The 21,762-nt window shown below is 70.7% G+C and carries 17 protein-coding genes; 7 read left to right on the top strand and 10 right to left on the bottom strand.

Translation table 11 applies throughout. The annotated features are described in order from the left end of the window. Positions 1-81 precede the first annotated feature (81 nt). Entirely contained in the window at positions 82-675 is a 594-nt protein-coding gene (locus WFQ05_RS05890) for a biliverdin-producing heme oxygenase (RefSeq protein WP_130524016.1), read from the top strand. Further along, positions 672-2,579: a bacteriophytochrome BphP gene (bphP, locus tag WFQ05_RS05885; RefSeq protein ID WP_130524015.1), complete on the top strand. Its 1,908-nt coding sequence runs from the start codon at positions 672-674 to the stop codon at positions 2,577-2,579. The genes WFQ05_RS05890 and bphP overlap by 4 nt, the downstream gene beginning before the upstream one ends. 32 nt (positions 2,580-2,611) lie before the next feature. Here bphP and WFQ05_RS05880 read toward each other — a convergent pair whose 3' ends face one another. From WFQ05_RS05880 to WFQ05_RS05855, 6 genes are all read right to left on the bottom strand, one after another. Then, positions 2,612-3,715 (bottom strand): glycoside hydrolase family 5 protein, encoded by a 1,104-nt coding sequence (locus WFQ05_RS05880; protein WP_337053260.1) that lies wholly within the window; start codon positions 3,713-3,715, stop codon positions 2,612-2,614. A 473-nt stretch (positions 3,716-4,188) separates the two neighbouring features. Continuing rightward, positions 4,189-5,247: a glycoside hydrolase family 5 protein gene (locus WFQ05_RS05875; protein ID WP_337053059.1), complete on the bottom strand. Its 1,059-nt coding sequence runs from the start codon at positions 5,245-5,247 to the stop codon at positions 4,189-4,191. Positions 5,248-5,441: 194 nt separating this feature from the next. Then, entirely contained in the window at positions 5,442-6,623 is a 1,182-nt protein-coding gene (locus WFQ05_RS05870; protein ID WP_306994383.1) for a benzoate/H(+) symporter BenE family transporter, read from the bottom strand. Between the two features lie 463 nt (positions 6,624-7,086). Further along, positions 7,087-8,532 carry an FAD-dependent oxidoreductase gene (locus WFQ05_RS05865; RefSeq protein WP_130534308.1) on the bottom strand — a complete coding sequence of 482 codons (1,446 nt, stop codon included), beginning with the start codon at positions 8,530-8,532 and terminating at the stop codon, positions 7,087-7,089. Between the two features lie 115 nt (positions 8,533-8,647). Beyond that, positions 8,648-13,105, bottom strand: a complete 4,458-nt coding sequence (gene gltB, locus WFQ05_RS05860; RefSeq protein WP_337053057.1) for a glutamate synthase large subunit — start codon at positions 13,103-13,105, stop codon at positions 8,648-8,650. A gap of 222 nt (positions 13,106-13,327) precedes the next feature. Then, positions 13,328-13,690 (bottom strand): I78 family peptidase inhibitor, encoded by a 363-nt coding sequence (locus WFQ05_RS05855; protein ID WP_165394609.1) that lies wholly within the window; start codon positions 13,688-13,690, stop codon positions 13,328-13,330. 165 nt (positions 13,691-13,855) lie between these two features. Here WFQ05_RS05855 and WFQ05_RS05850 point away from each other — a divergent pair, with 165 nt between their 5' ends. Then, positions 13,856-14,905, top strand: coding sequence for a DNA topoisomerase IB (locus tag WFQ05_RS05850; RefSeq protein WP_337053259.1), 1,050 nt, complete (start codon positions 13,856-13,858; stop codon positions 14,903-14,905). Positions 14,906-14,974: 69 nt separating this feature from the next. Here the strand turns inward: WFQ05_RS05850 and WFQ05_RS05845 are convergent, their stop codons facing one another. From WFQ05_RS05845 to WFQ05_RS05830, 4 genes are all read right to left on the bottom strand, one after another. Further along, entirely contained in the window at positions 14,975-15,289 is a 315-nt protein-coding gene (locus WFQ05_RS05845; RefSeq protein WP_337053056.1) for a hypothetical protein, read from the bottom strand. A gap of 100 nt (positions 15,290-15,389) precedes the next feature. Continuing rightward, positions 15,390-15,629, bottom strand: coding sequence for a hypothetical protein (locus tag WFQ05_RS05840; protein WP_131659815.1), 240 nt, complete (start codon positions 15,627-15,629; stop codon positions 15,390-15,392). Next, the gene (locus WFQ05_RS05835) at positions 15,616-16,062 is read right to left on the bottom strand and encodes a 3-dehydroquinate dehydratase (RefSeq protein ID WP_337053055.1); all 447 of its coding nucleotides are present in this window, start codon (positions 16,060-16,062) and stop codon (positions 15,616-15,618) included. Before WFQ05_RS05835 ends, WFQ05_RS05840 begins: the two co-directional genes overlap by 14 nt. Positions 16,063-16,073: 11 nt before the next feature. Continuing rightward, a complete protein-coding gene (locus WFQ05_RS05830; RefSeq protein ID WP_337053054.1) occupies positions 16,074-16,475 on the bottom strand; it encodes a hypothetical protein in 402 nt (133 codons plus the stop codon). A gap of 437 nt (positions 16,476-16,912) precedes the next feature. Between WFQ05_RS05830 and WFQ05_RS05825 the strand changes: the two genes are divergently transcribed. The 4 genes from WFQ05_RS05825 to kdpB all read left to right on the top strand — a co-directional run bounded on the left by WFQ05_RS05825 (position 16,913) and on the right by kdpB (position 21,737). Then, entirely contained in the window at positions 16,913-17,656 is a 744-nt protein-coding gene (locus tag WFQ05_RS05825; RefSeq protein ID WP_337053258.1) for a transporter, read from the top strand. Positions 17,657-17,872: 216 nt separating this feature from the next. Continuing rightward, positions 17,873-17,965 (top strand): potassium-transporting ATPase subunit F, encoded by a 93-nt coding sequence (locus tag WFQ05_RS05820; protein ID WP_130514578.1) that lies wholly within the window; start codon positions 17,873-17,875, stop codon positions 17,963-17,965. 13 nt (positions 17,966-17,978) lie between these two features. Then, positions 17,979-19,682, top strand: coding sequence for a potassium-transporting ATPase subunit KdpA (gene kdpA / locus WFQ05_RS05815; RefSeq protein WP_337053052.1), 1,704 nt, complete (start codon positions 17,979-17,981; stop codon positions 19,680-19,682). Between the two features lie 12 nt (positions 19,683-19,694). Continuing rightward, a complete protein-coding gene (kdpB, locus tag WFQ05_RS05810; RefSeq protein WP_337053051.1) occupies positions 19,695-21,737 on the top strand; it encodes a potassium-transporting ATPase subunit KdpB in 2,043 nt (680 codons plus the stop codon). Positions 21,738-21,762 lie beyond the last annotated feature (25 nt).

The following is a 21,762-nucleotide window of genomic DNA, read 5'->3' as shown; positions in this document are numbered from 1 at the left end:
GCGACCACACGTCCGGGTATGGCGCCGCTGACGCCGCTGGTAGGCTTGGCGCGATGCCCTCCCACCCTCGTCCGACCCCGCATGCCCGCTGACGCCGCCCTTGCCCCCGTTCCCCTGGCGCGCGCGCTGCGTGAGGCGACCGCCCAGGCCCACGCCGCGGTCGAGGCGTTGCCGCACATGCACGCGCTCGCGCACGGCGCGCTGCCCTGCGACCAGTACGTGCGGGTGCTGCAACAGCATCTGGCCCTGGTCGAACCCTGGGAACGCACGCATGCTGCCTGGCTGCAGACGCTGGCGGCGCAGGGCTGGCATTACCGTGCGCGCGGGCCGGCGCTGCGCGCCGACCTGGCCACGCTCGGCGTCGCCGCGCCCGCGGCCGCGCCGTTGACCGAGGCGGAGCCGGCGGCCGCGGCCTGGGGCCAGCTGTATGTGATCGAAGGCTCGCTGCTGGGCGGGCGCCTGATCGCGCGCGCCTTCCGCGCCGCCCAGCCGGCGCTGTCCGCCGCGCTGGCCTACTTCGACCTGGGCAGCGAGGCGCCCGGCGCTTGGCGCCAGTTCCAGGCCTGCCTGGAGGCGGCGCTGCCCTCCGCCGCGCAGCGCCAGGCCGCCATCGGCGGCGCGCAGTCGATGTTCGCCCGTTTCCATCAGCAGCTCGCCGCCGGGGTGGCCGCATGAGCCTGTCGCCGGACACCGTGGACATGGATGCCTGCGCGCGCGAGCCGATCCATATCCCCGGCTCGGTCCAGCCGTACGGCGCGTTGCTCGTCATCGAGCCTGCCAGCGGACAGGTACTGCAGGCCAGCGGCAGCGCCGCCGACCTGCTGGGCGTGCCGCATGCGCAGCTGATCGGCCAGCGCTGGGACGCGCTGCTGACGCTGGAGGCGCGCACGCTGCCGGCGGCCGACGAGGTACGCGAGCCCCTGCACCTGGCGCACGAAGCCGTCGGCTTCCCCCAGCGCGCCGATGCGCCGTCGGAGGTCTACGTGGCGGCCTGGCATCTGGCGCCCAGCCAGTGGCTGGTGGAGATCGAGCCGCGCGACTCGCAGGCCTCCGACGTCGGCGTGCGCGACGTGCTGCCGGTGCTGCGCCTGGTCGAGCGCGACCGCCACATCCACGAGGCCAGCCTGCGCGTGGCGCGCGAGATCCACGCCCAGCTCGGCTACGACCGGGTGATGGTCTACCGCTTCGACAATGAGTGGAACGGCGACGTCATCGCCGAGGCCAGGCGTCCCGAGCTCGAGGCCTACCTGGGCCTGCACTACCCGGCCACCGACATCCCGGCGCAGGCGCGCGCGCTGTACCTGCGCAACCGCGTGCGCCAGATCGCGCACGTGGGCTACCGGCCCTCGCCGATCGAACCGCCGCTGGACCCGCGCGACCACGCGCCGGTGGATCTGAGCGACGTCAGCATCCGCAGCGTCTCGCCGGTGCACCTGGAGTACCTGGGCAACATGGGCGTGAGCGCCACGCTGGTGACCTCCATCGTGGTCAACGACGTGCTGTGGGGGCTGATCGCCTGCCATCACTACGCGCCGCTGTTCGCCAGCCACGCCATGCGCGATGTCGCCGATGCGCTGACCCGCGGCCTGGCCGCGCGCATCGGCGCGCTGCAGGCGGTCGAGCGCGCGCGCACCGAGGCCGTGCTGCTGACCGTGCGCGAGAAGCTGATCACCGCCTTCAACAATGCCGACACGCTCTCCACCGAGATGCTGACCGAGCTGGCGCCGGAACTGATGGACGTGGTCGATGCCGACGGCGTGGCGATCTACAACGGCGATGAGGTGATCGGCTACGGCACGCTGCCGTCGGTCGAGGATCTGGCGCGCATCCGCCAGCAGATCGAAGCGCGCGACGACGAGGTCCTGCGCGAGGGCGTGGTCGGCGCGCTGCACGTGGACGCCATCGGCAGCGCCTTCCCGGAACTGGCCGACTTGGCGCCGCTGGCGGCCGGCCTGATCTTCGTGCCGCTGATGCCGCAGGCGCGCAGCGCGCTGCTGTGGACGCGCCGCGAACAGATCGAGACGATCAACTGGGCCGGCAACCCGGAGCTGGCCAAGCTGGTGGACATCCCCAACTCGCGCCTGTCGCCGCGCAAGAGTTTCGATCTGTGGCAGCAGACCGTGCGCGGCCAGGCGCGGCCGTGGTCGCTGCTGCATCTGGAATCGGCGCGCAGCCTGCGCGTGCTGATCGAGCTGATGGAGCGCAAGCGCGTGCAGCAGGACTTCAGCCTGCTGGAAGCCTCGCTGGCGCGCCTGCGCCAGGGCGTGGCGATCATCGAGCGCGGGCCGACCGGGATCGGCCGGGTGCTGTTCGCCAACGACGCCTTCGCCCACCTGGCCGACGAGGACGCCAGCGGCATGATCGGCCGCGACATGCGCGCCCTGCTCGACCCCTCGGTGTCCGAGGCGCAGCTGCAGGCGCTCAAGCAGGGCCTGCACGCGCGCGAACCCAGCAATGCGGTGCTGCCGCTGCGCGTGGCCAATGCCGACCCGGTGCTGCAGCAGTTCGACTTCGAGCCGCTGCCGGCCAGCCGCGGCCAGGTCAGCCACTGGCTGCTGCAGCTGCGCGATCCGGACTGATCCCGGGCGTGGAGCGGCGCCGGCGGCTGGACTCAGCGCTTGCCCTTGGCCTTGATCTCGACCGGCTGAGCCTTGGCCGTTTGCGACTCGCCGATGGATAGACGCGCCGTAACCGCGGCATCGAGCGCCTGGCGCGCACGCTCGGACAGGATCGCCATCTGCGGCTTGGCGCTGCCATCGTCTTTTGGCTGCACGCTGAACATGTAGTCGCCCCACCACGCACCGCCGGCCCAGTAGGTCCAGCCCGCCCAGACCTCGGCGTTGTTCTGGATGTAGCCCAGCATGCCGTCCAGCGCGGCCAGGCAGGTGGCGTTGGCGGCGGCGCCGAACTCGCCAAGGAAACCGCGCTTGCCATTGGCGCGCAGCCAGTCGGTGAAGGCCTCGAGCTTCTCGGCGCCGATGGTGGGGCTCACGCAAGTGGGCGAGGTGCCCGAGGAATCGCTGTCCAGATACTGGTGGACTTCGTAGGCCAGGTTGCTGGCCGGGTCGCGCAGGCCGACCAGCGCATCGGCGTTGGACACGCCGCCGCCGGCCTCGGCACTGGTCCAGCTGTGCGCGCCGGTCCAGGCCACGCCCGGCACCAGGATGAGGTTGTTCGCTCCGGTGGCGCGGATGGCGTCGATGGCCGTCTGCGCCGTGCGCGCCCAGCGGGTCGCCTTGAGGCCCACCGGCTCGTTCATCAGGCCGAAGATCACCGCCTCATCGTTGCCGAAGGCCAGCGCAAGCCGCCGCCAGAGATCGGCGAAGGCCGAGTCGGGCACCGCCTGCGAGCCGATCGCCTGGTCGTTGAACGCCGCGTAGTTGTGCGGATCCAGGATCAACACCTGGCCATGGTCGCGCGCGCGGGTGACGGCGGTGCGCAGCTGCGCCAGCTGGGCGCTATCCAACGTGCCGCCGAGCGCCGGCTGCAGTCGCTCCCACAGGAACGGCAGGCGGATGACGTTCATGCCGCGATCGGCGAAGTCGCCGAAGTCGCCGTCGGAAGGGTAGGTGTAGTCCTGGAACAGCACGCCGGGCTTCTTGTCCGAGGCGAACTCGGCGCCAGCCAGGTTGACGCCCACGTACGCGAGCGCGCGGGTCTGCGCGGCGGCGAGCGCCGACAGGCAGGCCAACGCGAAGGCCAGGGCGAAACGCATCAGAACGGGGGAGGCGATCGGGCGCATGGCGATGGCTCTGGTGTCAGTCACCGTCGGCGCGGACGCGGGCGACGGCAAACGGGCGAAGGAGCGGCGAGCACGAGGCAGGCCGATGGCGGCGTTGCGAAGAGGGCGAACTCGGCGGCGACCACGATCCTGCGCAGACGCTGCAGGCGCTCGATGCTGCGATCGCGCCGCGTCCTCACCGATGCGCTCGGTGGTTGGTCCCTGGGCTCGGGAGCCGAGCGCACGCACCCAGCATAGGCGCAAGCCGGATGCCGGATCCGATGGATCCTCGGGTCGTGTCGCGTTCTGGAACACGCCGCATGCTTCGTTCCGGACCGATCGCGCAAGCCGCGTGCGGCCTTGCGTCGCGCGCTATCCAGCTCGCGCCGTGGCCGTGCCTCCCGGCCGCGTGCGCCAATGCCGGACCGCCGCCCACCCGGCGGCGATTCCGGCTGGGTGGTGCCGAATCAGTCGTGCGCGGGCTTGCCGGTGACCTGCCCGGCGTACTTGCGCAGGGTCGGCAGCTGCGGCTTGGCGCTGCCATCGCGATTGGGCTGCACGTTGAACGGATAGCTCGGTGCCCACCACGCGCCCGCCGCCCAGTAGCTCCAGCCCAGCCACTGCTGCGGATGGGCCTGGATATAGGCCAGCATCGCGTCCAGCGCCGGGATGCATTCCGCGCTGGCGCCGAACTCGCCCAGGAAGCCGACCTTCTTGTTGGCCTCCAGCCAGCGCGTGAAGCCTTCCAGCCGGCGCGCGCCGATCTGCGGATCGTCGCCGCACTCGGGCTTGGTGCCGGAGGAATCGCGGTCCAGATACTGATGCGCCTCGAAGGCCAGGCGGTTGGCCGGATCCTTCAACCCGGCCAGCGCATCGCCGTTGGAGACGCCGCGCCCGGCCGAGGCATTGGTCCAGCTGTGCGCGCCGCTCCAGGCCGTGCCCGGCACCAGGATCAGGTTCTTCGCGCCGGTGCCGCGGATCGCATCGATCGCCGCCTGCGCGGCGGCGGCCCAGTCGTTGGCGCTGATGTCGTGCGGCTCGTTCATCAGGCCGAACAGCACCTTGTCGTTGTTGGCGAAGGCCGGCTCGCTGGCCAGCCGCCGCCACAGGTCGGCGAAGGCCGCGACCGGCACGGCGGCGCTGCCGATCGTCTGGCCGTTGTAGCCGCCGTAGTTGTGCACATCCAGCAGCAGGGTGATGCCGTGCTTGCTCGCGGTCTGCGCGGTCTTGCGCAGCAGGTCCAGCTGGGCGCGGTCGAACTCGCCGTTCAACGTCGGCTGCAGGCGTTCCCACAGGAACGGCAGCCGCACCACGTTCATGCCCTGCGCGGCGAAGTAGGCGAAGTCCGATTCGGACGGGTAGGTGTAGTCCTTGTACAGCGTGCCGGGCTTCTTGCTGGACTGGAATTCGGCACCGGCCAGGTTGACGCCGGCGTAGCGCAGGGCCTGTTCGGCGTGGGCCAGGGGGGCGAAGGCCAGGGCGGTCGCCAGCAGCAGGCCGGCGGGGCGATAGCGGATCGGGCGCATGGGACGTCTCCGGATCAGGCGCCGCCGGCCGTTGGCGGTTCCGCGCGGGCGCGGAGCACGACAGGCCACGATGCGAAAGACTCACGGCTGCGAGCAGCCATCGGCGGCAGGTGGGGGAACGGCCGCATCGTGATCCCGAGCCTAGGCGATCGTGTGCGACCGCAGCATGAAACCCGCGGTGACTGACGCAGGTGTCATGCCTTGCGGGGTTTCAGGACGAGCAACGTCAGCACGCCGCCGACCAGGCCCCAGAACGCCGCGCCGATGCCGGCCAGGCTCAGGCCCGAGGCGGTAATCAGGAAGGTGACCAGCGCCGCCTCGCGGCTGCCCTCGTCCTTCACCGCCGTGCCCAGCGCACCGCCGAGCGTGCCCAGCAGCGCGATGCCGGCGATGGCCATGACCAGTTCCTTCGGGAACGCCGCCAGCAGCGTCACCACCGTGGCGCCGAACAGGCCGACGACCAGATAGAACAGCCCCGCCCAGACCGCGGCCATGTAGCGCCGCGTGCGGTCCGGATGCGCCTCGGGGCCCATGCAGATCGCCGCGGTGATCGCCGCCAGGTTCAACGAGAACGCGCCCAGCGGCGCCAGCAGCGCGGTGAGCACGCCGGTCCAGCCGATCACCGGCGAGACCGGCACCTCGAAGCCCGAGGCGCGGATCACCGCCACGCCCGGCACGTTCTGCGAGGCCATGGTCACCACGAACATCGGCAACGCGATGCCCAGCAGCGCGGCCAGCGAGAACCGCGGCGTCACCCAGTCCGGCTGGGCCAGGGTCAGATGCGCCTGTTCCAGATGCAGGGTGCCGCTGGCGGCGGCCACCAGCACGCCGACCAGCAGGCAGGCGATCACCGCATAGCGTGCCCACCAGCGGCGCATCACCAGGTAGGTGACCAGCATCGCCAGCACCAGTAGCGGCTGGGTCTTGAGCGCGACGAAGGTGTCCAGGCCGAAGCGCAGCAGCACCCCGGCCAGCATGCCGGCGGCCAGCGGCAGCGGGATGCGGTGCAGCGTCTTCTCGAACAGGCCGGAGAACCCGGCCACGGCCACCAGCACCGCGCACACCACGAAGGCACCGATCGCCTCGGGCAGCGGCAGGCCGGTGTGGCTGGCCGCCAGCATCGCCGCCGCCGGCGTCGACCACGCGGTGACCACCGGCACGCCGTAGCGCAGCGACAGCGCGATGCAGCTCACGCCCATGCCCAGCCCCAGCGCCAGGATCCACGAGCCGATCTGCGCCTGACTGGCCCCCACCGCCTGCGCCGCCTGGAACACGATCACCACCGAACTGGCGAAGCCCACCAGCACCGTGACGAAGCCGGCCGCCATGGCCGAGAGCGAAGAATCGCGCAGCACGCGCGCAGGCAAGGCAGGCATGTTCGAGGCGAGACGAGGGGAGGGAAGCGTTGAGCTTAACGGGCAGCTTCAACGACGCCCAGTTCGGTTGCATCGGCAACCGGATGCAGGACGTGGAAGGCCGCTGGATTCCCGCCTTCGCGGGAATGACGAAGGGTTGTTAGCTGGGGGCGATGCAGTCCGCCGCTGCGATCGCAAGACACGCGTCCGCAAGTCACGCGTCGCTCCCGCGCAACGCGGGAGTCCATGGACGTTGCTTGGACCGACAGGACGTCCATGGATCCCCGCGTTCGCGGGGATGACGAGGTGAGGTCATGCGCGGGCGGTGCAGTTCCCCGCTCCGGTAACCAAAGCTGCGCGATAGCCAACACCCCGTCGCTCCCGCGAACGCGGGAGTCCATGGACGTTACGCGGTCTGCCAAGCCGTCCATGGATCCCCGCTTTCGCGGGAATGACGATGGGGGTCTCTGTTCGTCGGGCGCTGTCAGCCCAGCAGCAGCTCGGCGATGCTCTGGGCGGCGTCGCGGCCTTCGGCCACAGCGGTGACCACCAGGTCGGCGCCGCGCACGGCGTCGCCGCCGGCGAACAGCTTGGGGTGCGTGGTCTGGTAGGGCAGGCGCTCGTCGCCGCCGGCGACGATGCGGCCGTTGGCCTGGCCCTCAACGCCCACCGCCGACAGCCAAGTGGGCAGGGTCGGGGAGAAGCCGAAGGCGATGATCACCACGTCGGCGTCCAGCAGCGATTCGCTGCCTTCGATCAGTTCGGCGTTGCGGCGGCCGCGCGCGTCGGGCTCGCCCAGGCGGGTCTCGGCCACGCGCACGCCGACCAGCTGGCCGTCGGCGCCGGCCTCGATCGACAGCGGCTGACGGTTGAACAGAAAGCGCACGCCTTCCTCGCGCGCGTTGGCGACCTCGCGCGCGCTGCCGGGCATGTTGGCCTCGTCGCGGCGGTAGGCGCAGGTGACCTTGGCCGCGCCCAGGCGGATGGCGCTGCGCACGCAGTCCATGCCGGTGTCGCCGCCGCCCAGCACGACCACGCGCTTGCCGGTGAGGTCGGGCAGGGTGATCTTGTCCTCCCAGCCCGCGATCGGCCGGCCCCAGCCGTCGCTGCCGGTGACGATGCGGCTGTTCTGCACCAGGAAGGGCAGCGCCGGCAGTACGTTGGGCAGGTCCTGCCCGGGCAGGCCGCCATCGGTGTAGCGATACGCGCCGGTACCCAGGAACACCGCGTCGAATTCCTCCAGCAGCGCATCGAGGCTGACGTCGCGCCCGATCTCCACGCCCAGGCGGAACTCCACGCCCATGCCCTCGAGCACCTCGCGGCGCTGGGCGATCACGGTCTTGTCCAGCTTGAAGCTGGGGATGCCGAACTGCAGCAGCCCGCCGATCTGCTCATAGCGGTCGAACACCACCGCATGAATGCCGGCGCGCGCCAGCCGGTCGGCGCAGCCCAGCCCGGCCGGGCCGGCGCCGATCACCGCCACGCGCTTGCCGGTGGGCTGCACGCTGGACAGGTCCGGGCGCCAGCCGGTGGCCAGCGCGGTGTCGACGATGTACTTCTCCACCGCGCCGATGGTGACCGCGCCGAACTCCTCCAGCGTGCAGCTGCCTTCGCACAGGCGGTCCTGCGGACACACCCGGCCGCAGACTTCCGGCAGCGGATTGGTCGAGTGGCACAGCGTGGCGGCCTCGTGGATGCGGTTCTCCTGCACCAGCTGCAGCCACTGCGGGATGGCGTTGTGCACCGGGCACTTCCAGCTGCAGTACGGGTTGCCGCAGTCCAGGCAGCGGCCGGCCTGGTACTGCGCGTCGGCCTTGTCGAACTTGCCGTACAGCTCGCCCCAGTCGCCGGACGTGCGCAGCTCCACCGGGATGCGCGAGGGCATCTGCCGGGGCAGGTCGAGGAACTGGAAGGCGTGCTTGCGGCTCATTGGGGTGGGATTCGGGATTCGGGATTGGGGATTCGAAGAAGCGGGACCGGGCGGGGGGATCGGGGAGGGATCGCTTCAGCCAATCCCCAATCCCCAATCCCCAATCCCGCCGCCGTCAGGCGGCGCGCCGCAACGCGTCGGTCAGCGACTCGATGCTGGCGGCCTTGGGTTTGACCAGCCAGAACTTGCCGATGTAGTCGCGGAACTCGTCCAGGATCTGCTGGGCCCAGATGCTGCCGGTGAGTTCGCGATGGCGCTGGATCAGGGTGTGGATGTGCTGGCGGTAGCTCTCGAAGCCTTCGCCGCTGATGCGGTGGATGTCGATCAGCTCGTGGTTGTAGCGGTCCACGAAATCGCGGTCCACGTCCAGCACATAGGCCAGCCCGCCGGTGAAGCCGGCGCCGAAGTTCAGGCCGACCCGGCCCAGCACCATGACGATGCCGTCGGTCATGTACTCGCAGCAGTGATCGCCCGCGCCTTCCACCACCGCCAGCGCGCCGGAGTTGCGCACCGCGAAGCGTTCGCCGGCGCGGCCGGCGGCGAACAGCTCGCCGCCGGTGGCGCCGTACAGGCAGGTGTTGCCCAGGATCGCGGTGTTGCGCGCCTCGAAGCGCGCCCCGCGCGGCGGGCGCACCACCAGCCGGCCGCCGGCCATGCCCTTGCCCACGTAGTCGTTGGCCTCGCCTTCCAGCTCCATGTTCAGGCCGCCGGCGTTGAACGCGCCGAAGCTCTGCCCGGCCGTGCCGCGGAAGCGCAGCTGGATCGGCGCATCGCTCATGCCGTGGTTGCCGTGGGCGCGGGCGATGGCGCCGGACAGGCGCGTGCCGATCGAGCGGTCGGTGTTGTGGATCAGATGGCGGTGGTCGCCGCCGGCCTTGGTCGCGATCGCCCGCGCCAGCTCCGAATCCAGCTGCGTGGCCAGGCTGTCCGGCGGCTCGTACATGCGCTGCGCGGCGCAGGTGCCGCCGTCGACCTGGGCGCCGGCCAGCAGCCGCGTCAGGTCCACGTGCACGCCCGGACGCGGGCTGTGGACGACCTGCTCGAGCAGGTCGGTGCGGCCGACGATCTCGTCCAGCGAGCGCACGCCCAGGCGCGAGAGCCACACGCGCACTTCCTCGGTGAGCAGGCGGAAGTAGTTCTCCACGCGCTCGGGCAGGCCGGTGAAGTGGTCCGCGCGCAGCCGCTCGTCCTGGGTGGCCACGCCGGTGGCGCAGTTGTTGAGGTGGCAGATGCGCAGGTACTTGCAGCCCAGCACGATCATCGGGCCGGTGCCGAAGCCGAAGCTGTCCGCGCCCAGCAGCGCGGCCTTGATCACGTCCAGGCCGGTCTTCAGGCCGCCGTCGGTCTGCAGCACGGTGCGCTCGCGCAGCTGGTTCTGCACCAGGGCCTGGTGGGCCTCGGCCACGCCCAGCTCCCACGGCACGCCGGCATAGCGGATCGAGCTGATCGGCGAGGCGCCGGTGCCGCCGTCGTGGCCGGAGATGGTGATCAGGTCCGCGCCGGCCTTGACCACGCCGGCGGCGATGGTGCCCACGCCGGCATGGCTGACCAGCTTCACCGAGACCAGCGCCTTCGGGTTGACCTGCTTGAGGTCGAAGATCAGCTGGGCCAGGTCCTCGATGGAATAGATGTCGTGGTGCGGCGGCGGGCTGATCAGGCCGATGCCGGGCTTGGCGTAGCGCAGGCGCGCGATCAGCTCGTTGACCTTGTGCCCGGGCAGCTGGCCGCCTTCGCCGGGCTTGGCGCCCTGGGCGACCTTGATCTGCAGCACCTCGGCATTGACCAGGTACTCGGGCGTGACGCCGAAGCGGCCCGAGGCCACCTGCTTGATCTTGGAGCGCTTCTCGGTGCCGTAGCGGGCCGGGTCCTCGCCGCCCTCGCCGGAGTTGGAACGCCCGCCCAGCCGGTTCATGGCGATGGCCAGCGCCTCGTGCGCCTCGGGCGAGAGCGCGCCCAGCGAGATGGCGGCGGTGTCGAAGCGACGCAGCACGTCGCCGGCCTCGGCGACCTGATCCAGCGGCAGCGGCGTGTCGGCCAGCTTGAGCTGCAGCAGGTCGCGCAGGGTCGAGACCGGGCGGTTGTGCACCGCGTCGGTGTATGCCTGCCAATCCTTCGCATCGCCGGTGCGGGTGGCGCGCTGCAGCGTCATGACCACGTCCGGGTTGTACATGTGGTACTCGCCGCCGTGGACGTACTTGATCAGGCCGCCGACCTCGGGCTTGCGCAGGTCGTTCCAGGCGTTGCGGGTCAGCTGCCGGGCCTCGGTGTCCAGGCGCTCGAAGCCCACGCCGCCCACGCGGTTGGCCGCGCCGGGGAAGCACAGCTCCACCACCTCACGGTCCAGTCCCACCACCTCGAACAGCTGCGCGGCGCGATAGCTGGCGATGGTGCAGATGCCCATCTTGGAGATGATCTTGGACAGGCCCTTGTAGACGCCCTTGCGGTACTTGCGGCCGATCTGGGCCACTTCGCCGCCGGCCTTGAGCAGCAGGATGCCGCGCCGGCCCAGGTCGAACAGCGTCTGGTAGGCCAGGTACGGATACACCGCCGTGGCGCCCACGCCGAGCAGGCAGGCCATGTGGTGCGGATCGCGCGCGGTGCCGGTCTCGATGATCAGGTTGACGTCGCAGCGCAGGCCGACGTTGGACAGGTGGTGGTGCACCGCGCCGGTGGCCAGCAGCGCGTGGACCATCGGCCGGTCGGCGACCGGATAGCGGTCGGACAGCAGCAGCATGACCATGCCTTCGCGCGCGGCGGCCTCGGCCTCCCGGCAGATGCGCTCGATGCCGGCCTTGAGGCCTTCCTCGGGCGCATAGGACAGGTCGATCAAGCGGTTCTTGTGCGCGTACTGGTCCATCTTCAACAGCTGGCGCAGCTTGCGCTGGGACAGCACCGGCGAGTTGAGGATGACGTGGTTCACCGTCTCCGGGCCGGCGTGGAAGATGTTGGTCTCCCGGCCCAGCTGGGTGGACAGCGACATGGCGATGCCTTCGCGCAGCGGGTCGATCGGCGGGTTGGTCACCTGCGCGAAGGCCTGGCGGAAGTAGTCGTACAGCGGCCGGGTGTGCTGGCTCAGCACGGCCATGGGCGTGTCGTCGCCCATCGAGCCGGTGGCCTCCTGCTCGGTCTCGGCCAGCGGACGCAGGATCTGCTCCACTTCCTCGGTGCTGAGCTGGAACAGCTTGTGGTAGCTGCGCAGGGTCTTCTCGTCGAACGGCTCCTCCACCAGCGAGGGGTCGATCAGCTCGGTCTGCAGATAGGTCACGCCCTGCTGCAGCCACTGCTTGAACGGCGCGCGGCCGCGGTTGATGCGATCGATGGCATCCGAGTCGAGCAGGTCGCCGCGCTTGAGGTCGATGGCCATCATCTCGCCCGGGCCCAGCTTGCCCTTGCGGGTGATGCGCTCGGCCGGCAGCTCCCACACGCCCGCCTCGGAGGCGACCAGGAAGTGGCGGTCGGAGGTCAGCATCCAGCGCGCCGGGCGCAGGCCGTTGCGGTCGAGCATGCACGCCGCATAGCGCGCGTCGCAGGCGACGATGCCGGCCGGGCCGTCCCACGGCTCGGTGTTCAGGCCGTAGAACTCGTAGAACGCGGCCAGGTCGGCGTCCTTGAACTCCAGCGAGGCCGTCGCCGGCGGCACCAGGATGCGCAGCGCCTGGATCAGCTCCATGCCGCCGGCGACCAGCAGCTCGAGCATGTTGTCCAGGCTCTGCGAATCCGAGCCGTGCATGGAGATCACCGGATCGAACTGGGCGATGTCGAACTTCGGCGTCTTCCACACCTTGCTGCGCGCCTGCGCCCAGGAGCGGTTGCCCTCGATGGTGTTGATCTCGCCGTTGTGCGCCAGCAGGCGGAACGGATGCGCCAGCGGCCAGCGCGGCATGGTGTTGGTCGAGAAGCGCTGGTGGAACACCACCGCGCTGGAGGTCAGGTCGTTGCGCTGCAGGTCCGGGTAGAACACCGGCAGCTTGTCGGGCAGCACCATGCCCTTGTAGCCGATCACGTGCGGCGAGAGGGTCACTACATAGAAATCGGGCGTGGTCTCGCGCAGGGCCTGCTCGGCGCGGCGGCGCGCCAGGAACAGGGCCAGGGCGAAGGCCTCCACGTCCTGCTCGGCACCGGCCTCGACGAAGATCTGCTCGATGCGCGGCAGGGTGGCCTTGGCCAGCTCGCCGCACACCGATTCGTCGGTCGGCGGCACGCGCCAGCCGCACACGCGCACGCCGGTGGCGGTGAGCTCGGCCTCCAGGCGGTCGCGGCAGTCGTGCGCGGCATCGCCGTCGCCCGGCAGGAACACCAGGCCGGCGGCGAAGCGGGCGCCGACCTCGAGATGCGCCTCGCGCGCCAGCGCCCGCAGGAAGCCTTCCGGTTTGCGGATCAGCAGGCCGCAGCCGTCCCCGGTGAGGCCATCGGCCGCCACGCCGCCGCGATGGGTCATGCGCGACAGGGCGGTGATGGCGGTATCGACGAGCTGGCGCGAGGGCTGGTCGTCCAGCTGCGCGATCATGCCGAAGCCACAGGCATCGCGTTCGTCGTTGGGGTCGTACAGCCCGTGGCGGTTGCGGGGGGCCATTGGTGCTACCTCGAAAACGAAGGAGGGGCAGGCGGCACCCGAGCCCTTCGATGGGCGGCGCAGACGTGAAGAAGGTGTCACCGGACTTGCGATGACACCACAACTTGGTGCGCCGCCGCAACGCCTGCGCCACCTTGGTGCAGTGACGGTTTCAGGGGCAACGAAACCGCCGCGTTTTCAGGGGTTCCGCGCCCGGGGCCGACCCGGGCGCGGGCGGGCTGTTCAGCCGCAGCGCACCGACACCGCCACGCCCTTCTCGTCGACCTCGATGTTGAGCCGGCTCTCGTTGAATTCCAGCGTCACCGGCTGGTTGGGCTTGAGCGTGCGCGCGCTCTTGGCGCCGGCGTCCTTCTGCGCCTGGTCCACGTCGGCCTGGGCCGGCGTCTTGCCGACGATCCACTGCGCCTGGGTGGCGTCGCAGGCGCTGGCGTCGGCCGGCGGCGCGGCCTCCGGCGTCGGGGTGGCGGCGGCATCGGCGCGCTGCTCGGACTGGGCCACGGCCTGTTCCTGTTCGTCGGGATTGGGCGCGGCGCAGCCGGCCAGCGCGAGCAGCAACATCAGCGAGGAGGCGGAGAGGGGGGACATGCGAAGGCTCCGTGACGATGAGGGCTTCATGTTAACCAGCCGACGCGCCCGCGCATGCGTCGGTTGACGGCGCTTTCATGCACGAGCAGACAACGTGCCGCCGGCATGGCTGCCTCTCCCAATTCCCGCAAGCGCACCCCCGCCCCGCCGGTGGTCCCGCCGCCGATGGCCGACGTGGCCAAGCTGGCCGGCCTGGTCTATGTCAGCGATGCCGAGCCCGGTTACTCGCGGCGACGCGCCGGCAAGGGCTTCGGCTATCGCGACCCGGAGGGGCGCGCGGTGCGCGATGCGCTGACCCTGACCCGCATCCGCGCGCTGGCCATCCCGCCGGCCTATACCGAGGTCTGGATCTGCCTGCAGGAGCGCGGGCATCTGCAGGCCACCGGGCGCGATGCGCGCCGGCGCAAGCAGTACCGCTATCACCCGGACTGGATGCAGGTCACCGGCGAGGGCAAGTTCGACCGCATCGTCCAGTTCGGCGCCGCCCTGCCGCGCCTGCGTCGGCGCCTGCGCCAGGATCTCAAGCGCGCCGGCTTCCCGCGCGAGAAGGTGCTGGCGATCGTGGTGGCGGTGATGGCCGAGACGCTGGTGCGCATCGGCAACGCCACCTATGCGCGCGAGAACCGCTCCTTCGGCCTGACCACGCTGCGCAACCGGCACGTGGCCTTCGCCCGCGACCGGGTGCGGCTGAAGTTCCGCGGCAAGGGCGGGCTGGAGCACGACATCGGCATCGACGATGCGCGCCTGGTCAAGCTGATCCGCGCGGTGCAGCACCTGCCGGGGCAGGCGCTGTTCCAGTACCAGGACGACGACGGCACGCTGCAGCCGGTCGACTCCGGGCAGGTCAACGCCTACCTGCACGAGGTGATGGGCGAGGACTTCACCGCCAAGGACTTCCGCACCTGGGGCGGCACGCTGGCGGCGTTCAAGCTGCTGGCGGCCACGCCGCTGCCCGAGCCGCCCAGCAAGGCCGGGCTGAACCGTGCCAAGAATGGGGTGATCAAGGAGGTCGCCCGGGCGCTGGGCAACACGCCGGCGGTGTGCCGCAAGGCGTACATCGACCCTTGCGTGTTCGTGGCCTGGGAGGACGGGCGGCTGCAGAAGATCGCCGGCGACGCGCGCGGCGAGCGGCAGTGGGAGCAGGCCGCGCTGAAGCTGATGGCCAAGGTCCACAAGGTCTCGCTGGGCAAGGCCAAGCGCGCGGCCGCGGCCTGATCCGGACCCGGACACGACGACGCCGGCGCGAGCGCCGGCGTCGGGACAGCGGATGCGCCCGCGAGAGGCTTACTGCATGGCCACCGTGGTGCCGCTGCAGCCGATGGCGGTGATCGCATTGTGTTCGCCGACCTGCACGTGCACGGTCGAGCCGCCTTCGGTCGCGGTCGCGGCCTGATCGCCGGTGGACAGCGCGGTGCTGTCGCTGTCCACGCGGATGCGCTCCAGCGTCGGCTGCGCGGCGGCCAGGCCGACCGCGCCCTTGACCATGTCGGTATGGCAGGTGCCGGAGATGGTGCCGTCCAGCGGCTGGAACGCCAGCGGCGCCGAGGCGCAGGCGGACAGGGCCAGGGACACGGCGGCGGCGGTCAGGGCAAGACGCATGGCAACTCTCTCCAATGGGCAGCAGAGCCAAGCATTGCCGCGATCGTGTTGCGGCGTGATGAAGCCGCGTGTCATTGCATGTCAGCGGGCCTAGCGTGCCCTAGAGCCGCGCCAGCGTGCGGATGCGCACTTCGGCGGCGCCCACGCCGTGGCGGTCGGCCGCGCGCTGCTGCAGGTCGTGCAGCCAGGCCGCGTCCGCGCCAGGCAGCGGGTCGCCGGGCGGCCCGGCCTGGATCAGCTGGCCCCAGGCGATCGCCTGGCCGCCCACCCACACTTCGTAATCGACGAAGTAGCGCACCGCGACCGGCGTGCGCGCCGGGCCCGGCTCAGGTGCCCACATGGACATCGTCCAGTTCGCTGCAGCCCAGGTGTTCCAGCGCCAGCGACAGTGCCAGGGTGTAGCTGTGCGCGCCGTAGCCCTGGGCCCGGCCGACGCGCCGGCCGCTGGCGTCGGGCAGGCAGGCCTCGGGCTGGCCGGGCGGATCGTCGTGCACTTCGATGTAGGGCAGGGGCTGCTGTGCGAGCAGCGCCTGCAGGCGCGGGCTGGCGCTGCAGGCGCCGGGATCGAGCAGCACCAGCTCGACCTGGGTGCGCCGGCACAGGGTGAGGGTCTGCAGCAGCTCGCGCTCGCTGGCGCAACTGCGCAGGGCGATGGTCTTGCCGGCGCAGCAGGCCAGCTCGGCCAGGCCGTGCATCACCGGCGAGGGCAGGGAGGCCGGCGGCGTCGGCGGCGCATGCAGGAGGTCGGGGCCGCGGACGATGACGATGGACATGGCGGCGGCCCTCAGTGCGGGTCGAGGGGCGCGGCGACCAGGCGCGCGGCCACGGCCAGCGCCATGGTCAGGCGCGCGGCGGCGTCGCGGTCGACGTTGAACACGGCCAGCGCCTCGTGCTGCGGATGGGCCCAGTGTGCGAATTCCTGGGCGCTGTGGTCGTGCAGTTCGATATACGGCGCGTCCAGCGCATCGAGCGCGTCGCGCAAGGCCGCGCCGTGCAGGGCGCAGTCGCGCGCGGACCACGCGCCGGGGTCGAGCACCACCAGCGGCGCGCGCTGGCAGCGGGCCAGGTGCAGGCCGCCGACCATGGCCGGCAGCGTGTCGCACTGGATCAGGTCGATGGACAGCGCGGCATGCGGGGGCAGTGAGACCGGGCCGGCGGCCGGCCCTTGGAGCAACACGATGGACATGAACATGGCAGCTGACAGCGCACCACGGTGCGGGACGCGCATGGTTCGCGCCGAGGGCATCAACGCGCCATGCGCATTGGCGCTTGCGGCATAAATTCTTCGCAATCTCTGCGCCGCGCAGCACGCGCGCCTGGCGATTTGATGCGGTTTTTATGTCAGAGGCAGCGGGCGCGGATGGTGTCTTTACGCCGCCCCTTCCTATCTTGCGCTGGCCTTGCAGCGTGGCGTGGCGAGGCCACCCACGCACCCAACCCAGCAGATCGACATCCCGTGTGAAGGCCACGGAATGTCGTCATACCGCGCGTCCGCTGATTGCCGGGCGACGCCAAGGAAGCTTCGTTTTGAACATCGAGACCTCACTCAACGCGCCGCGTGGGCGCGCGCCGCTGGCCTCTGGCGCACTCGTGCTGTTCGGCCTGGCCTGTGCGGCCCCGGCCATGGCGGCCGGCGACGACGCACCGCTCTGCACCGACCGCCCGACCAAGAGCAATGCGGTCTGCACCGTTCCCGCCGGCGACTGGCAGGTGGAAGCGGATGTCACCAGCTACACCCGCGATACCCAGCCCGCGACCAGGACTGAGACCTTCGCCTTCGCCAATACCGGGCTGAAGTACGGACTGAGCGACAACACCGACATCCAGCTGTACTGGTCCCCACAGGTGGAAGTGCGGACGCTGGATCGCACCGATGGCGCCATGTCCCGCCTGTCCGGCGGCGGTGATGCGACCCTGCGCCTGAAGACCCGCTTCTACGAGGGCCCATCGGTGAGTGTGGCGGTCATTCCTTTCGTCAAGATGCCGACCGCCGCCGACGGCCTGGGCAACGACAAGTGGGAGGGGGGCGTGGCCCTGCCGATCAGCCTCAGCCTGCCGCGCGGCTTCACCCTGTTGCTGGGGCCGGAGCTGGATGCGCTGGCCGACAGCGATGGCAGCGGCACGCACCTGGGCGTGACCAATCTGGTCAACCTCTCCCACGCGCTCACCCCGCGACTGGGCGTGGCGGTGGAGCTGTGGTCCTCGGTGAACAAGGACCCGGCCGGCACGATCAGGCAGGCCTCCGCGGACGTGGCGGTCAGCTACCTGCTGGCTCCCGGCTTCCAGGTCGATCTTGGCGCCAACTTCGGTCTGAACGACCGGACGCCCGATGTCCAGGGCTACGTCGGATTCGCGCATCGGTTCTGAGCCGCGCGGCCTGGCCGGGCGGAGATTTGATGAAGAATTTACGCAGGGCGGCGCATCGCGCCTAGCGCCTTTACCGGCACGCGCTCGACACTTTCGCCCGTTCCGGCACACCCGGGGCGGGCGCCGCATGCAGGGAGCTGCATGCCCCCTTCCCTCATTCCCCTGCGGATCGCGCGGCACGCATGGCCGCCGATCGCAGTCCATGGAGACACAACCATGCCTGGCTGGCTAGCTTTGACCTGTGGTGCGCTGGTGATCCTCGCCGCCGCCTACCTGCTCTACGTCGTGCTGCGACCCGAAGACTTCTGAAGGAACCCACGACATGCTTGAGATCTTCCTGATCCTGGCCGCCGCACTGCTGCTGGCCTGGCCGCTGGGTCTGTACTTGGCCCGGGTCATGCGCGGCGCGCCGATGCGCGGCGATGCGCTGTTCGGCCTCGTCGAGCGGCCGCTCTATGCGCTGCTGGGCGTGGACCCGGCGCGCGGCATGTCCTGGCGTGGCTATGCCGGCGCCTTCGTGCTGAGCAACGTGGTGGTGGGCGTGCTGGTGTGGGCGATGTTCATGACCCAGGCCTGGCTGCCGCTCAATCCCGACGGTGTGCCCAACATGCGCTGGGACCTAGCGCTGCACACCACGGTCTCGTTCCTGACCAACACCAACCAGCAGCATTACTCCGGCCAGGCGCAGTTGTCCTACCTGTCGCAGATGGTGGCCATCACCGGGCTGCAGGTGATCACCCCGATGATGGGCCTGGGGCTGGCGGTGGCCACGCTGCGCGCGTTCTTCGGCAAGGGCCGCGCCGCCGATGCCCAGGAAGGCGATGCGCGCGCGGTCGACGTGGGCAATTACTACAGCGATGTGATCCGCGCCTGCGTGCGCTTCATGTTGCCGCTGTGCCTGCTGTGGACGCTGCTGCTCGGCAGCCAGGGCGTGCCCTCCACGCTGCAGGCCGGTCCCACGGCCACGCCGATCGCGCACAGCGCGGACTTCAGCGCGCAGAAGCTGCCGCTGGGCCCGGTCGCGGCGATGGTCGCGGTCAAGCAGCTGGGCACCAACGGCGGCGGCTGGTACGGGCCCAACAGCGCGATGCCGCTGGAGAACCCGACCCCGTTCTCCAACGCGCTGGAATGCATCGCGCTGGTGCTGATCCCGATCGCGGTGGTGGTGATGGTCGGCGCGTTCACCGGCCGGCGGAAGCTGGCCGGGCTGATCTTCGGCAGCATGGTGGCGATGTCGGCCGCCTCCACCGCCGCGCTGGTGTGGGCCGAAGGCCATTCGGCCAGCGCCGCCAGCCCGCTGCTGATGGAAGGCAAGGAGGTACGCTTCGGCGCCGATGCCTCCGCGCTGTGGGCGGCGCTGACCACGCAGACCTCCAACGGCTCGGTCAACGCCATGCACGATTCGCTCAGCCCGCTCAGCGGCGGCGTGGCCATGATCGACATGCTGATCAACGCCATCTGGGGCGGCATCGGCTGCGGCCTGCAGCAGTTCATCGTGTACCTGCTGCTGGGCGTGTTCCTGGCCGGGCTGATGACCGGGCGCACGCCGGAATTGTTCGGGCGCAAGATCGAGACCGGCCAGGTCAAGCTGCTGGCGCTGCTGATCCTGCTGCAGCCGATCGTGCTGCTGCTGTTCACCGCCATCGCGCTGGCGGTGCCCGCGCTGACCGCCAACTCCAATCCCGGCTTCCACGGCATCAGCCAGGTGTTCTACGAGTACGCCTCGGCCTTCGCCAACAACGGCTCGGGCTTCGAGGGCCTGGGCGACAGCACGCCGTGGTGGAACCTCAGCTGCACCCTGGTGCTGCTGCTGGGCCGCTACCCGGCGCTGATCGTGCCGCTGGTGGTCGCCGCGCAGCTGGCGGCCAAGCGCGCCGCGCCCGAGTCGCCGGGCAGCCTGCAGATCGAGACCCCCACCTTCGCCCTGACCCTGATCGCGGTGATCGCCGTGCTGACCGTGCTGCAGTTCATGCCGGTGCTGGTGCTGGGCCCGGTCGCCGAACACCTGGCGCTGATGGCGCACTGAAGGACGCTGAACATGAATTCCCAAGTCCATTCCCACCGCGCGCCGCAGCGCCTGCTCGATGGCGCGGCCATCCGTGCCGCGCTGCGCGATGCGGTGCTCAAGCTCAATCCCGCCAAGCTGGTGCGCAGCCCGGTCATGGCCGTGGTCATGGCCGGCACCCTGGTCGCGCTGCTGGTCACGCTGACCGGCAACGCGCCGCTGGGCTTCGGCCTGGCGGTCAGCGCGATCCTGCTGCTGACGGTGCTGTTCGGCAATTTCGCAGAGGCCATCGCCGAGGCGCGTGGCCGCGGCCAGGCCGCCTCGCTGCGCACCGCGCGCCAGGACCTGATCGCGCGCAAGGTCGATGCCATCCAGGGCCATGCCAGCGAACGCAGCCTGCCGGCCGCGCAGCTGCGCCCGGGCGATCTGGTGATCGTCTCGGCCGGGCAGCAGATCCCGGCCGACGGCGAGATCGTGCGTGGCCTGGCGACCATCAACGAGGCCGCGGTCACCGGCGAGTCGGCGCCGGTGCTGCGCGAGGCCGGCACCGACCGCAGCGGCGTGATCGGCGGCACCAAGGTGCTGACCGACGAGATCGTGGTGAAGGTCACCGCCGAGCCGGGCAACAGCTTCCTGGACCGCATGATCGCCCTGGTCGAAGGCGCCAACCGGCAGAAGACGCCAAACGAGATCGCCCTGACCCTGCTGCTGGCGGCGATGACGCTGACCTTCCTGATCGTGGTCGCCACGCTGCCGGCCATCGGTGCGTTCGTCGGCGTGCGCGTCGACCCGCTGCTGCTGATCGCACTGCTGGTGTGCCTGATCCCGACCACCATCGGCGGCCTGCTGCCGGCCATCGGCATCGCCGGCATGAACCGCGCCTTGGCCGCCAACGTGCTGGCCAAGTCCGGCAAGGCGGTGGAAGTTGCGGGCGATGTGGACGTGCTGCTGCTGGACAAGACCGGCACCATCACCCACGGCGATCGCCAGGCCACCCACTTCCATACCCTGGCCGGCATCGACGCGACCCAGCTGCGCGAGGCCGCGCTGCTGTCCTCGCTGGCCGACCCGACGCCGGAGGGCAAGTCGATCGTGCGGCTGGCGCGCGAGCAGGGCTGCACCGCCACCGAGCCCGACCAGGCCGAGTACCTGGCCTTCACCGCGCAGACCCGCATGTCCGGCGTGGACGTGGCCGGCCGCGCGATCCGTAAGGGCGCCGTGGATGCCATCGCCGCCTACGTGACCGCGCTGGGCGGCAGCGTGCCCTCCGAACTGGCCGGCCGCGTCGAGCAGGTCGCGCGCGGCGGCGCCACCCCGCTGGTGGTGGCCGAAGGCCGGCACGTGCTGGGCGTGATCGAGCTGTCCGACGTGGTCAAGCACGGCATCAAGGAGAAGTTCGCCCAGCTGCGCGCGATGGGCATCAAGACGGTGATGATCACCGGCGACAACCCGCTCACCGCCGCGGCCATCGCCGCCGAGGCCGGCGTGGACGACTACATCGCCCAGGCCCGCCCCGAGGACAAGCTCGCCCGCATCCGCGCCGAACAGGCCGGCGGGCGGCTGGTGGCCATGGTCGGCGACGGCACCAACGATGCCCCGGCGCTGGCCCAGGCCGACGTGGGCCTGGCGATGAACTCCGGCACCCAGGCCGCCAAGGAGGCCGGCAACATGGTCGACCTGGACAGCGATCCGGCCAAGCTGCTGGCGGTGGTGGAAGTGGGCAAGCAGCAGCTGATCACGCGCGGTGCGCTGACCACTTTCTCGCTGGCCAACGACGTGTCCAAGTACTTCGCCATCCTGCCGGCGCTGTTCGCCGCGGCGATCCCCTCGATGGCCGCCTTGAACGTCATGCACCTGTCCAGCCCGCGCAACGCGGTGCTGGCGGCGCTGATCTTCAATGCGCTGGTGATCCCGGCGCTGATCCCGCTGGCCCTGCGCGGCGTGCGCTTCCGCCCGGCCACGGCCACCGTGCTGCTGCGCCGGAACATGCTGATCTACGGCGTGGGCGGCGTGGTGCTGCCGTTCGTGGCGATCAAGCTGATCGACCTCGTCCTGGCCGCGGTGGTGGGCGCATGAGCCGCGTCGACCTCGCCCAGACCCT

The organism is Pseudoxanthomonas sp. USHLN014 (assembly GCF_037153335.1).
Taxonomy (GTDB): domain Bacteria; phylum Pseudomonadota; class Gammaproteobacteria; order Xanthomonadales; family Xanthomonadaceae; genus Pseudoxanthomonas_A; species Pseudoxanthomonas_A winnipegensis.
The sequence above is the reverse complement of the archived record's forward strand: the minus strand, read 5'-3'. Positions and strand labels throughout refer to the sequence as shown.

Coding starts and splice junctions, on each gene's coding strand:
- WFQ05_RS05890 (WP_130524016.1), top strand. CDS start 82: ATGCCCGCTGACGCCGCCCTTGCCCCCGTTCCCCTGGCGCGCGCGCTG.
- bphP (WP_130524015.1), top strand. CDS start 672: ATGAGCCTGTCGCCGGACACCGTGGACATGGATGCCTGCGCGCGCGAG.
- WFQ05_RS05880 (WP_337053260.1), bottom strand. CDS start 3,715: ATGCGTTTCGCCCTGGCCTTCGCGTTGGCCTGCCTGTCGGCGCTCGCC.
- WFQ05_RS05875 (WP_337053059.1), bottom strand. CDS start 5,247: ATGCGCCCGATCCGCTATCGCCCCGCCGGCCTGCTGCTGGCGACCGCC.
- WFQ05_RS05870 (WP_306994383.1), bottom strand. CDS start 6,623: ATGCCTGCCTTGCCTGCGCGCGTGCTGCGCGATTCTTCGCTCTCGGCC.
- WFQ05_RS05865 (WP_130534308.1), bottom strand. CDS start 8,532: ATGAGCCGCAAGCACGCCTTCCAGTTCCTCGACCTGCCCCGGCAGATG.
- gltB (WP_337053057.1), bottom strand. CDS start 13,105: ATGGCCCCCCGCAACCGCCACGGGCTGTACGACCCCAACGACGAACGC.
- WFQ05_RS05855 (WP_165394609.1), bottom strand. CDS start 13,690: ATGTCCCCCCTCTCCGCCTCCTCGCTGATGTTGCTGCTCGCGCTGGCC.
- WFQ05_RS05850 (WP_337053259.1), top strand. CDS start 13,856: ATGGCCGACGTGGCCAAGCTGGCCGGCCTGGTCTATGTCAGCGATGCC.
- WFQ05_RS05845 (WP_337053056.1), bottom strand. CDS start 15,289: ATGCGTCTTGCCCTGACCGCCGCCGCCGTGTCCCTGGCCCTGTCCGCC.
- WFQ05_RS05840 (WP_131659815.1), bottom strand. CDS start 15,629: ATGTGGGCACCTGAGCCGGGCCCGGCGCGCACGCCGGTCGCGGTGCGC.
- WFQ05_RS05835 (WP_337053055.1), bottom strand. CDS start 16,062: ATGTCCATCGTCATCGTCCGCGGCCCCGACCTCCTGCATGCGCCGCCG.
- WFQ05_RS05830 (WP_337053054.1), bottom strand. CDS start 16,475: ATGTCCATCGTGTTGCTCCAAGGGCCGGCCGCCGGCCCGGTCTCACTG.
- WFQ05_RS05825 (WP_337053258.1), top strand. CDS start 16,913: ATGGCGGCCGGCGACGACGCACCGCTCTGCACCGACCGCCCGACCAAG.
- WFQ05_RS05820 (WP_130514578.1), top strand. CDS start 17,873: ATGCCTGGCTGGCTAGCTTTGACCTGTGGTGCGCTGGTGATCCTCGCC.
- kdpA (WP_337053052.1), top strand. CDS start 17,979: ATGCTTGAGATCTTCCTGATCCTGGCCGCCGCACTGCTGCTGGCCTGG.
- kdpB (WP_337053051.1), top strand. CDS start 19,695: ATGAATTCCCAAGTCCATTCCCACCGCGCGCCGCAGCGCCTGCTCGAT.